The sequence below is a fragment of the Agromyces archimandritae genome, from assembly GCF_018024495.1.
Taxonomy (GTDB): domain Bacteria; phylum Actinomycetota; class Actinomycetes; order Actinomycetales; family Microbacteriaceae; genus Agromyces; species Agromyces archimandritae.
Genome location: NZ_CP071696.1, coordinates 2,247,650 through 2,259,682, shown reverse-complemented (window position 1 = coordinate 2,259,682; position 12,033 = coordinate 2,247,650). Strand labels below are relative to the sequence as shown.

Sequence of the window (12,033 nt, the reverse complement as noted above, 5' to 3'; positions counted from 1 at the left end):
ATGAACGAGCGAGTGGATGCCGCCGGCGACGCCCCGAGGCGCGCGGCCTCCGAACCCCCCGGAGCGGAGTCCCCGATCGAGGCATCCGCTCGGATGGCGCTCGAGGCGATGCCCGGCGACGGATTCGTCCAGTCGCTGGCCCGTGGTCTCGCCGTCGTGCGCGCCTTCGACGCCGAGCACACGCGCATGACGCTCAGCGAGGTCGCCTCCCGCACCGGGCTGACCCGGGCGACCGCGCGCCGATTCCTGCTCACGCTCGCGACGCTCGGCTACGTTCGCGCCGAGGACGGCCGCTTCGAGCTCACGCCGCGCGTGCTCGAACTCGGGTACGCGTACCTGTCGGCGCTACGGCTGCCGGAGATCATCCAGCCGCATCTCGCCGACCTCTCCCGGCGCATCGGCGAATCGTCATCAGCCTCAGTGCTCGACGGCGACGACATCGTCTACATCGCCCGCGCATCCACCCGACGCATCATGCGCGTCGACATCATGATCGGCACCCGGATGCCCGCGGCGACCACCGCGATGGGCCGCGTGCTCCTCGCCGGGCGCGCGGCGGATGCCGGAGTGGATGCCGTAGGAGCAGCAGGTCCCGCGGGAGCGGTGGATGCCGGGGCGGCCGCCGTGGATGCCGCGGGCTCCGCCCCCGGAACCCTGGACGTCGCTGCGGCGGTCGCCCGCGCCGCCGCCGACGGATTCGCCCTGGTCGACGGCGAACTCGAGCCCGGGCTGCGCTCGGTCGCCGTGCCCGTTCATGCCCGCGGCGGCGAGGTCGTCGCGGCCGTCAACGTCGCCGTGAGCACCCGCACCCCGCTCGACGAGCTCGCCGGCCCGCTGCTCGACGCCCTCCGCGACACCGCCGCACGCATCGAATCCGACCTCGCGCTCCAGTGACCCGTGCCGGCGCCGCGCGCAGGCTCAGCCGGGGAGGCCACGCGCGCGCAGCCGGGGTGCGAGGTCGCGGGCGAAGAGCTCCTGGAAGCGCAGCTGATCGGCTCCCGGGGCATGGAAGACGAGGTGGTTGAAGCCCCAATCGAGATACTGCCCGATCTCGTCGGCGACGGCGTCGGGGTCGGTGCCGACGATCCAGCGCTTGGCGATCTGCTCGATCGGCAGGGCGTCGGCGGCGCGTTCCATCTCGATCGGGTCGGTGATGGAGTGCTTCTGCTCGGGCGTGAGCGACAGCGGCGACCAGAAGCGCGTGTTCTCGAGCGCGGCCTCCTCGCTCTCCTCGTAGCTCAGCTTGATCTCGATCATCCGGTCGATCGAGTCGAAGTCGCGGCCAGCGGCCTCCGCGCCCTCCTTGACCGCCGGGATGAGCTTGTCGGTGTAGAGCTCCGCGCCCTTGCCGCTCGTCGCGATGAAGCCGTCGCCGACGCGGCCGGCGTACTTCGCGACGGTCGGCCCGCCGGCGGCGATGTAGACGGGGACGCCGCCCTCGGGCACGTCGTAGATCGACGCGTCGTGCGTCGAGTAGTAGTCGCCGGCGAAGCTCACCCGGTCGCCGCGCCACAGTTCGCGCATGAGCCGCACCGACTCGCGGAGCCTCGCGAAGCGCTCCTTGAACTCGGGCCACTCCTGATCGCCCGCGCCGCGGAAGCCGGTCGCGATCTCGTTCAGCGCTTCGCCGGTGCCGAACCCGGCGACGATCCGCCCGGGCGAGAGGCAGCCGAGGGTCGCGAAGGCCTGTGCGACGACCGCCGGGTTGTAGCGGAACGTGGGCGTCATCACGCTCGTGCCGATGCGGATGCCGCTCGTGCGCTCGCCGACGGCCGCCATCCACGCGAGCGAGAACGGCGCATGCCCGCCGTCGTGCCGCCAGGGCTGGAAGTGATCGCTCGTGAAGACGGATTCGAAGCCGTTGCCCTCTGCGGCGACGGCGATCTCGACGAGCTCGCGCGGGGCGAACTGCTCCGCCGATGCCTTGTATCCGAGGGTGAGGGGGCGCGGTTCGGTCATCCCCTCAGGCTACCGCCGGGCCGGGTGTGGATGCTCGGGGGCACCGCAGTCGCACGGCCGCCGCCCGGCAACCGCCGACCCCCGGCATCCACACGCCCTCATTCCTCCGACGGCGTCGGGATGCGTGGCTGCCGGCATCCGCCCGCCCCGGCATCCACTCGCGCCTACTCCTCCGACGGCGTCGGGATGTCGACGGGCCCGCCCCACTGCAGGAAGGTGTTGCTCGTCGTCGCCGTCTGCCCCTCGTAGCCCTCGGTCGCCGTGTAGTACGCGGGCAGCCCGTCGGCGCCGATCCACAGGGCCACGTCGGTGAGCACGACGTCTTCGAGCGGGATCGGGGCGGCCGGCTCGAGGTGCCAGGCGGTCGTGCGGGCGGCGTCGGCTGCGGGCACCTCGTCCTCGGCGAGCACCGTCCACGTCTCGACCATCGCGAGCGACTGGCCGAGGTTGCGCGGGTCGGCGAAGGGGCGCAACGACTGGCCGATCATCGCCGCGGTGGCGAGGGCCTCGTCGTCGGAGTTCGGGTCGGCGGCGACCCAGCGGGCGCCGTCGTAGAGCCAGCCGCGCTGGTCGTCGATGACCATCTCGACGCCGGCGCGCTGCACGAGCATGCCGAAGGCCGGCTGCCAGCGGAACGATGCGCTCGTCGCACCCAGGCCGTCGACGTCGGTGTCGACGCGCTGCGCCCCGGTGCCGGCGGCGCTCATCGCGGCCATGAGGCAGTCGGCGAGCGAGGTGCCGGCGATCGCGGAACCGGGCGCGAAGTCGAGTGCGGCGCACGCCTCGGGGGTGGGGATGGGGGTCGGCTCGAGTTCGGCGGCCCGGCCGGTTTCGGCGGGGGTCGACGCGGCCGGCGCGTCGGGCGTCGGCGCGCATCCGGCGAGGACGCCGGCGAAGGCGATGGCGAGCACGAGCGACAGGGAACGGAACGGGGTGGGGATCTGCACGGGCGGGTTGGGACGAGTGGTGTGCGGGGGCATCACGCGACATTGTCGCAGACGCCGGCCCGGAGCGGCAGGGGTGGACGGCGGCCGATCGCGGCGGATCATGCGCAGCGAAGCGTCGCGCCAGGGCGGCGGCACGCAAGCGGCGACGGCGCGGGCATGGGACGGCGGCACGGGCAAGGCACGCGAAGGCGCGGCGCATGACGAAGGGGTGCGGATGCCGCAGGTCGCCCCGCGGCATCCGCACCCCGTCCCGGGTTCGGCGGGATCCGCATCCCATCGCCCGCCCCGGTTCGCGCCTCAGAGGTAGCGCGCGTACGCCCCGACCGTGAGGAACGTCGGGAACTCCGGCTCGAGCGCGACGGTGCGGAACACCTGGATCGCATCGTCGAAACGGTCGCCGTCGAACCGCTGCAGGGCTGCGACGGCCTCGCCCATCGCCGCGACGATGTACGCCTGGTCGATGGTGCGCCCCTCGGCGGTGACGGTGTTCTCGTGCAGCCACTGCCAGATCTGCGAGCGCGAGATCTCGGCGGTCGCCGCGTCCTCCATGAGGTTGTCGATCGCCGCGGCGCCGATGCCCCGCAACCACGACTCGAGGTAGCGGATCGCGACCGAGACGTTGTCGACGACCCCGGCATCCGTCACCGACCCACCGGCCGACGGGATGTCGAGGAGGTCCGCGGCGCTCACCGACACGTCGTCGCGGAGGCGCCCGACCTGGTTCGGCGCTTCGCCGAGCACCGCGTCGAACTCGGCCCGCGCGACCGGGATGAGGTCGGGGTGGGCCACCCAGGTGCCGTCGAAGCCGTCACCGGCCTCGCGGCGCTTGTCGGCCGTGACCGCCGCGAAGGCACGCTCCGTGACCTCGGGGTCGCGACGGTTCGGGATGAACGCGCTCATGCCGCCGATGGCATGCGCCCCGCGCTTGTGGCAGCTCGCGACGAGCAGTTCGGTGTAGGCCCGCATGAACGGCACCGTCATCGTGATGTCGGTGCGGTTCGGCAGCACCCAGCGGCGGCCGCGGCAGCGGAACGTCTTCACGATCGAGAAGATGTAGTCCCAGCGCCCGGCGTTCAGGCCCGCGCAGTGCTCGCGGAGCTCGTAGAGGATCTCCTCCATCTGGAACGCGGCCTGGATGGTCTCGATGAGCACGGTCGCCCGGATCGTGCCCTGCGGGATCCCGAGGTACTCCTGCGCGAACACGAAGATGTCGTTCCACAGCCGTGCCTCGAGGTGGTGCTCGAGCTTCGGCAGGTAGAAGTACGGCCCGCGGCCGAGCTCGATGAGCCGGGCGGCGTTGTGGAAGAAGTACAGGCCGAAGTCGACGAGCGAGCCGGAGGCGTGCATGTCGCGGCCCGCCCGGTCGTGGAAGCGGATGTGCTTCTCGACGAGGTGCCAGCCGCGCGGGCGCAGCACGATCGTCGGGGTCTCGATGATGTCGCGTGCGACGCGGTATTCCTTGCCCTCGGGGCTCGTGTACGACAGCCGCCCGCGCAGCGCGTCGAAGAGCGACAGCTGCCCTTCGATGACGTTCGCCCAGGTGGGGCTCGTGGCGTCCTCCTGGTCGGCGAGCCACACCTTCGCGTCGGAGTTCAGCGCGTTGATGGCCATCTTGCGGTCGGTCGGGCCGGTGATCTCGACCCGGCGGTCTTCGAGGCCGGGGGCCGCGCCGGCGACCCGCCATTCGGGGTCGAGGCGAATCCACTCGGTTTCGGGCAGGAACTTCGGGTCGCGGCCGTTGGCCGTGTCGATCCGCGTCTGCAGGCGGGCGGCGAGCAGCTCGTGCCGGGTGCCGGCGAAGCGGTCGTGCAGGGCGGCGAGGAAGTCGAGGGCGGCGGGCGTCAGGATCTCCTCGTAGCGCTCGCCGTACGGCTCGGTGACCTCGATGCGCGAGGCGACGGTCTCGAAGCTCTCGGAGACGGATGCCGTCTCGCGCTCCTCGAGCGTGGCGCTGGGCGTGGTGTTCATCGTCTGCTCCTCACTGCTGTTCAGAACTGGGCTTCTTCGGTGGATCCGACGAGGGCGAGGGTCGCGCTCGACGGGTTCAGGGCGGTGGCGATCTTGTCGAAGTAGCCGGTGCCGACCTCGCGCTGGTGGCGGGTGGCGGTGTACCCGTTCGCCTCCGAGGCGAACTCGGCCTCCTGCAGTTCGACGTAGGCCGACATCTGACGGTCGCGGTAGCCGCTGGCCAGCTCGAACATCGAGTGGTTCAGCGCGTGGAAGCCCGCGAGGGTGATGAACTGGAACGCGTAGCCCATGGATGCCAGTTCGCGCTGGAACTTCGCGATCTGGTCGTCGTCGAGGTGGCGCTTCCAGTTGAACGACGGCGAGCAGTTGTAGGCGAGGCGCTTGCCGGGGAACTTCGCGTGCACCGCCTCGGCGAAGCGGCGGGCGAGCGCCAGGTCGGGCTCGGCCGACTCGACCCACAGCAGGTCGGCGTATTCGGCGTAGGCGAGGCCGCGGGCGATGACCGGCTCGATGCCGTTCTGCACCTCGTAGAAGCCTTCGGCGGTGCGCTCGCCGGTCACGAAGGGGCGGTCGCGCTCGTCGTGGTCGCTCGTCAGGAGCGTCGCGGCGAGGGCATCCGTCCGCGCGATGATGATCGACGGGACGCCGGCGACGTCGGCCGCGAGACGGGCCGCGTTGATGGTGCGGATGTGCTGGCTCGTCGGCACGAGCACCTTGCCGCCCATGTGGCCGCACTTCTTCTCGCTGGCGAGCTGGTCCTCCCAGTGCACGCCTGCGGCGCCGGCCTCGATCATCTGGTGCATGAGCTCGTAGGCGTTCAGCGGGCCGCCGAAGCCGGCCTCGGCGTCGGCGACGATCGGCGCCATCCAGTCCTTCTCGTCGGTTGAGCCTGTCGAAACCCCCTGCTCGATCTGGCCGGTGCGCAGCAGCGCGTTGTTGATGCGGCGGACGACGGCGGGCACCGAGTTCGCCGGGTACAGCGACTGGTCGGGGTAGGTCTGGCCGGAGAGGTTCGCGTCGGCGGCGACCTGCCAGCCCGACAGGTAGATGGCCTTCAGGCCCGCGCGGACCTGCTGGACGGCCTGGTTGCCGGTGAGGGCGCCGAGCGCGTACGACCACTCCGGGTCGTCCTGCGGGGCGAGGGCGGTGCCGGTGTTCTGCTGGATCTGCTCCCACAGCTTCTCGGCGCCGCGACGGGCGAGCGTGCGCTCCTCGCGGACGGGGCCGCGGAGGGCGATGACGTCTTCGGCGGTGTAGTCGCGCTTGACGTCGGTCCAGCGCGGGTCGGCCTGCCACTCGAGCTCGAGTTCGGCGGCGGTCTGGGTCTGGTCTCCGGGGCGGGTGGTGCTCATCGGTTCGGCTCCTCGTGAGTGGTGCGGATGTGCTGTGGCATCCACTCTGCGGGCGCCCGGGCCCCCTCACCCGACATTTCGTGGGGTGAACTTCCGGCGTTCTTCTGCGCCGCGGAACTCCGGCCGTCCGTCGCCGCCTCGCCCCCTCTCACCCTCCCCTCCTGCTCTCCCCCTCCCGCCGCCCGCACGCATCCACCCGCCCGCCTCCCCGTCGAGATGCCACCTTTTGCGGGAATAACCCTCGCCATTCCTGCAGAAAACGTCATCTCGATGCCGGCGGCCAGCCCTGAACGCGCAGCGCCCGAGTGACGCGCGCGACGAGTTCCGTCTCGCTCATCGCCTTCGTCACCCGGATGACCTGCCACCCGTCAGCGACGAGGTCGTTGTACCGCTCGATATCGATCGCCCACTGCCGTGCGTCAGTCAGATGGTGCTCGCCCTCGTACTCCAGCAGCACGCGGAAGACGCGGAACACGAGATCGCCGCGGACCCATCGGCCGGTCGAGAGCACGATGCGCGCGTTCAGCTCCGGCTCCGGCAGGCCGGCCCGTGCGATCCGCAGCCGGGTACGACTCTCCCTCGGCGAGAAGGAGCCCGCGCGCATCGCACCCCTCGCCGCGGCGAGCGCCCGCGACCCGCGGCGGGAGCCGTGACGCTCGATCGCGGCATCGATCTGCCGCGGGTCGGCGAGCGGGCGCGGCAGGCCGATGAGGCGATCGCCGGCGATCACGAGGTCCTCCTGCGCGAGCATCGCCCCCAGCGCGCACCATGTGTCGGCAGCCGTCGTCATCCGGGTGCGGATGCCGGGCGCCGGCACGGTCGCCGGCACCGCCGCCGTGGTGCTCCCGGCGACGCCGTTGCGGCACATCGCCCGCCGGCCCCCGATGGAGAGGACGTGCAGGGTCTCGTCGCGATCGACATGTGCCGGCAACGGGATCCCATACAGCCGCGCCGCGGTCGGTCCGGCGAACACGTGGTGCTCCTCCATCACCGCGGCGAGCGCCCGGCATCGCTGGACGAACGACGGATCCGCGCGGGACGGCACGCGCGTTCCGCTGAACGGCGCCCGGAGGTCTCCGGCGCGCAGGCGCGTCGACCGCACGCCGGCCGCGAGCGCGTCGCGGGTCGAGAAGGGCTGAGCGCGGAAAGGCGTCGGCAACGGGCTCGGAGATCGCATTCGACGAGCGTGGCAAGCCCCCGGCATCCACGGTCGCCTCTCACGGAATCTGTGGACCCTTACCCGCCCGGCCGCCGCTGTGGAGGACCGGTGCGCCCTCGACGCGCCGCCACCGCCCCCAACGGCCACCCCACCGAGATGCCATCTTTTGCGGGAATGACCCACCCATTCCCGCGAAAGGTGGCAACTCGATGAGGAGCGGGGTGGCGCGGGCGGCGCGGCAGCGCGCTACGCGCCCAGCTTCGTGAGCAGCAGCGCCTGCGCGGCGGTCATGCGCTGCAGTTCGGCGGGGTCGACCGATTCGTCGGAGGCGTGGATGCGGGCGTGTTCGGTGTCCTGCACCCCCCACAGCACGATCGCCGCCTTCGGCGCGACCTTCTGGATCGAGGCGACGAGGGGGATGGATCCGCCCGAGCCGATCGCTTCGACGTTCTTGCCGTAGACCTCCGAGAGCGCGTCTTCGGCGGCCTTGATGGCCGAGGCGGAGGTGTCGACGGCGAAGGCGTGGCCGGTCTTGACCTTCTCGACCTCGACCTTGCAGTTCCACGGCGTCTGCGCCCGCAGGTGCGACATGAGCGCGTCGAGCTGGGCGTCGGCGTCGGAGCCGGGGGCGATGCGGAGCGAGAGTCGCGCCTTCACCGAGGGCAGCAGCACGTTGGAGCCCTCCACGGTGTTCGGCACGTCCATGCCGATGACGGTGACGGAGGGCTTGGCCCAGATGCGGTCGGAGAGCGAGCCGGTGCCGAGGTAGTCGACGCCGTCGAGGATGGCCGATCCGGCGCGGTAGACGGGTTCGTCCATGGCGGCGCCCGGCCAGGTGCCGCTGTCGACGCCGGGGATGACGGTGTCGCCGGCGTCGTCGTGGAGGCCGGCGAGGATGCGGATCATGGCGGTCATCGCGTCGGGCGCCGCGCCGCCGAACAGGCCGGAGTGGACGGGGTTCGCGAGCGTCGAGACGGTGATGGTGCAGGACACGTCGCCGCGGAGCGCGGTGGTGAGGCCGGGCCGGTTCACGGCTTGCGGGCCGATGTCGGCGATGACGGCCACGTCGCACGCGAAGCGTTCGGGGTTGGCTTCGACGAAGGGTTCGAGGTGCGAGATGGTCTCCTCTTCGCCTTCGACGAGGATCTTGATGCGGCACGGCGGGTTCGCCGCGAGCAGTTTCAGGGTGCCGTAGTGCATGGCGAGGCCGGATTTGTCGTCGGCGGCGCCGCGTCCGTAGATGCGCCCGTCGGCCTTCTTCGTCGGCTCCCACGGGTCGCTCGTCCAGCCTTGCTCCTTGGGGGCGGGCTGCACGTCGTAGTGGGCGTAGAGCAGCACGGTCGGCGAGCCTTCGGGGCCGGGGATGTCGGCGTAGACGCACGGGTAGCCGTCCGGCACGGCGAGCAGTTCGGCGTCGGCCGCGCCGGCGTCGCGGAGCATGTCGACGACGGCCTGCCCCATCTCGTGCACGGGTTTCTCGTCGAAGCCGGGGAACGCGATGGACGGGATGCGGACGAGTTTCGCGTGCCGGTCGAGCACGTCGGGCATGAGTGCGTCGAGTTTCTGCATGAGTTCGGCTGCGTCGGTCATGGTTCGCCTTTCCTGCGGTGCCGGCCCGGCCGGCGGTGGATGCCTGTGCTGCGATGGATGCCTGTGCTGCGGTGGATGCCGTGGCGCGCGGCGGACGCGCCCGGGCATCCGCTCACGGGATCAATTGGATGAGCAGTCCGACGCCGACGACGGCCACCCACGACACGAGCATCGGGATCGTGAAGGAGTGCCAGATCGGCACGGGCGAGAGTTTCGTCGTGCCGGTGCGGTCGGTTTCGACGGCGGCGATCTGCGAGCCGTTCGCGGGGAACAGCCAGACGCCGATGAGCGAGGGCCACATCGCCGTGATGACGCCGGGTGCGACGGCGGCGGCGATCGCGATGGGCACGATCATGTTCGTCGTCGCGGACTGGCTGGTCGTGAGGCCGCAGACGATGAAGAGGGCGACGGCCAGGAGCAGCGGCGCGTGCGTGATGAGGTCGCCGAGCGGGTCGATGATCGTCTCCTGGTTGCCGCCGATGAAGGTGTCGGCCATCCAGGCGATACCGAAGAGGGCGATCGCGGCGATGAAGCCGGAGGCCATGAGGGACTGGTCGAGGACCTTGGCGGGCTTGACCTTGCGCATGATCATGATGACGAGCGCGGCCGTGAACATCAGGATCTCGATGACGATCGACATGCTGATGGCCTCGGTCTCGCCGTCGTCGCCGGTGGGCACCTGCGGCCGGATCGAGGGGAACAGGCCGAGGGCGACGATCACGATGATCGCGGCGATGAAGACCCAGGCGGAGGATCGGCCGCCCTTCGGCACGGGCTGCTCGTGCGGAGCCGTGGCCTCCACGGTGGATGCCGGGGAGCCGCCCGATCCGCTGCTCGTATCGTTCCCGGCGTCCGTCGCCGTCGCACTGCCCGCGGCATCCGCCGACGACGAGCCGCCGACGCCCCCGCCCGCACCGCCCTCGGCGGCCAGCTTCGCACGGTACTTCGCGGCGAGCACGGGCGGCATCTCGACCTCGCCGGCTTCGACGCGCTTCAGGAACTTCGGGTCGTCGATGAGTTCCTTGCCGATGCGCTGCTGCACGAAGGAGGTGACGATGCACGCGACGATGGCGGCGGGCACGGTGATCATGAGGATGCGAGGCAGCGGGAACCCCTGCGGTTCGACGAGCACGAGGTAGGCGGCCATCGCGGCCGACACGGGGCTCGCGGTGATGCCGAGTCCGCTGGTCACGGTGGATGCCGCCAGCGAGCGTTCGGGCCGTTGCCCGTTGCGGTAGGCGGTCTCGTAGATGACCGGGATGAGCGCGAAGAAGATGTTCGAGGTGCCCGAGAGCGCGGTGAACGCGAAGGCGACGAGCGGGGCGACGTAGGTGAGGCGTTTCGGGTTGGCCCGGATGATCTTCGAGGCGATGCCGACGAGGTAGTCGATGCCGCCTGCGGCCTGCATCGCGGCGGATGCCGTGATGACCGCGATGATGATGAAGAACGCGTCGATGGGCAGATCGCCCGGTGCCAGGCCGAAGCCGAACACGAGCACGCCGGTGCCGACGACGCCCCAGAGGCCGAGGCCGATTCCGCCCATTCGAACGCCGAGCACGATGGCGCCGAGCACCACGCACGCTTGCACGATCGCGAGAAAGATCTCCATTCGCCCGCTCCCCCCGGAGGCGACGGCCGCTCCCCCCGAAGCGGCGCACGTGGGATGAGCATATCCCGATTCCTATGGGTCGGGCCAGCGTCGCCCCTCTTGCGCCCCGTGCGCGGGCGGCGGTTGAATGGCGCACGGGGGAGGTTGTCGTGCGGAGTCCTTGGGGTGCGGGCCGACCCGTGCGGGTGCTGGCCGGCGAGTCGGCGGCCGAGCGGATCGGGCGCGATCTCTCGCGCCGGCGCTTCCTCGGCATGGCGGCGGTCGCGGGGGCGACGGGGCTGTTGGCGGCCTGCACGCCGAGCGGCCGCGGCCCGAGTCCGGCGCCGTCGGGCACCGATCGGCGGATCGCCGGCGGCCTGTCGATCGGCACCTGGGGCGCCTACGACGCCCCCGAGGTGCTGGAGTCGTTCACGCAGACGTTCGGCCCGGCGGTGACGCTGGATTCCTACGGGTCGAACGAGGAGATGCTGGCCAAGCTCGACGCGGGCGCCGCCTACGATCTCGTGGTGCCGACGAGCACGTATCTGCCGCCCATGATCGCCCGGGGGCGCCTGCGGCGTCTCGACCGCGACCGCATCCCGAATCTCGCGAACGTCGACGCGGCATACCGCGGCATGCCGTGGGATCCGGACGACGAGTTCTCGGTCTGCAAGGCGTGGGGCACGACGGGCTTCCTGTACGACACGACGGTCATCCGCCGTGAGCTGTCGACGTGGGCGGACTTCCTCGATGCCGCCCAGCGCGAGGCGAGCGGGGCGACGACGATGCTGGATGCGAAGGAGGACGTCGCGGGCGCGTATTTCTGGGCGAACGGCATCGACTGGATGACGACGGACGAGGCCGAGCTCGCGGCCGCCGAGGACTTCCTGGTGAACACGCTCGCACCGCATCTGCAGGGGTTCGATTCGGCGCCGAGCGAGGCGCGGATCCCGGATGCCACGAGTGCGCTCGTGCAGGACTGGAACGGCGATGCGCGCTTCGGCATCCTCGCGAGCGATGAGCCGGAGCGGTGGCGCTGGGTGCTCGGAGCCCCGCGCACGGAGCTGTGGATGGACTGCTGGGCGATCCCGGCCGATGCGGCGAACCCGGACGCGGCGCACGCGTTCATCGACTGGGTGCTGGAGCCTCCGCATTCGCTCGCCGAGCTCGAGTTCACGGGCTATCACACGGGCACGGCCGGCGTCGAGCGTGCGGCCCGGGATGCCGGCGTGGAACTGCCGGAGATGATCTTCTTCTCCCCCGAGCAGCTCGAGACGATGGACGAGGGCGAGCTGACGGCGGCGCAGCCGCGCCTGGTGGAGATCCTCGACGCGGCGAAGGCGCGCGTCGGCGCCTGAGTGCGATTTTCGCAACACCCGCGGTTTTTTCCGGGTGTGGATGCCGGGATGCCGCGCGTACCGGCATCCACACCCCTGCTTCGCAGAACTTCTCTTGTTCTTCTGTTTGCCA

The 12,033-nt window shown here is 71.1% G+C and carries 9 protein-coding genes; 2 read left to right on the top strand and 7 right to left on the bottom strand.

Going from position 1 to position 12,033, the window contains the following annotated elements; genetic code table 11:
- The first annotated feature begins 93 nt into the window (after positions 1 to 93).
- Complete coding sequence (locus tag G127AT_RS10275) at positions 94 to 894, top strand: IclR family transcriptional regulator domain-containing protein (RefSeq protein WP_210902039.1); 801 nt, start codon at positions 94 to 96, stop codon at positions 892 to 894.
- A 24-nt stretch (positions 895 to 918) separates the two neighbouring features.
- Here G127AT_RS10275 and fgd read toward each other — a convergent pair whose 3' ends face one another.
- The 7 genes from fgd to G127AT_RS10240 all read right to left on the bottom strand — a co-directional run bounded on the left by fgd (position 919) and on the right by G127AT_RS10240 (position 10,584).
- Entirely contained in the window at positions 919 to 1,959 is a 1,041-nt protein-coding gene (fgd, locus tag G127AT_RS10270) for a glucose-6-phosphate dehydrogenase (coenzyme-F420) (RefSeq protein WP_210896588.1), read from the bottom strand.
- Positions 1,960 to 2,123: 164 nt separating this feature from the next.
- Positions 2,124 to 2,906, bottom strand: coding sequence for a hypothetical protein (locus G127AT_RS10265; protein ID WP_210896586.1), 783 nt, complete (start codon positions 2,904 to 2,906; stop codon positions 2,124 to 2,126).
- 297 nt (positions 2,907 to 3,203) lie between these two features.
- Positions 3,204 to 4,874, bottom strand: coding sequence for a malate synthase A (gene aceB / locus G127AT_RS10260; protein ID WP_210896584.1), 1,671 nt, complete (start codon positions 4,872 to 4,874; stop codon positions 3,204 to 3,206).
- 20 nt (positions 4,875 to 4,894) lie between these two features.
- Positions 4,895 to 6,226, bottom strand: a complete 1,332-nt coding sequence (gene aceA / locus G127AT_RS10255; RefSeq protein WP_210896582.1) for an isocitrate lyase — start codon at positions 6,224 to 6,226, stop codon at positions 4,895 to 4,897.
- A gap of 262 nt (positions 6,227 to 6,488) precedes the next feature.
- Positions 6,489 to 7,403, bottom strand: a complete 915-nt coding sequence (locus G127AT_RS10250) for a hypothetical protein (RefSeq protein WP_210896580.1) — start codon at positions 7,401 to 7,403, stop codon at positions 6,489 to 6,491.
- A 228-nt stretch (positions 7,404 to 7,631) separates the two neighbouring features.
- Entirely contained in the window at positions 7,632 to 8,975 is a 1,344-nt protein-coding gene (locus G127AT_RS10245; RefSeq protein WP_210896578.1) for a M20/M25/M40 family metallo-hydrolase, read from the bottom strand.
- 112 nt (positions 8,976 to 9,087) lie between these two features.
- On the bottom strand, positions 9,088 to 10,584 hold the full coding sequence (locus tag G127AT_RS10240; protein WP_210896576.1) for an anaerobic C4-dicarboxylate transporter family protein: 1,497 nt from the start codon (positions 10,582 to 10,584) through the stop codon (positions 9,088 to 9,090).
- 149 nt (positions 10,585 to 10,733) lie between these two features.
- On the opposite strand from G127AT_RS10240, the gene G127AT_RS10235 reads away from it, so the two are divergent.
- Positions 10,734 to 11,921 carry a polyamine ABC transporter substrate-binding protein gene (locus tag G127AT_RS10235; RefSeq protein ID WP_244857525.1) on the top strand — a complete coding sequence of 396 codons (1,188 nt, stop codon included), beginning with the start codon at positions 10,734 to 10,736 and terminating at the stop codon, positions 11,919 to 11,921.
- Positions 11,922 to 12,033 lie beyond the last annotated feature (112 nt).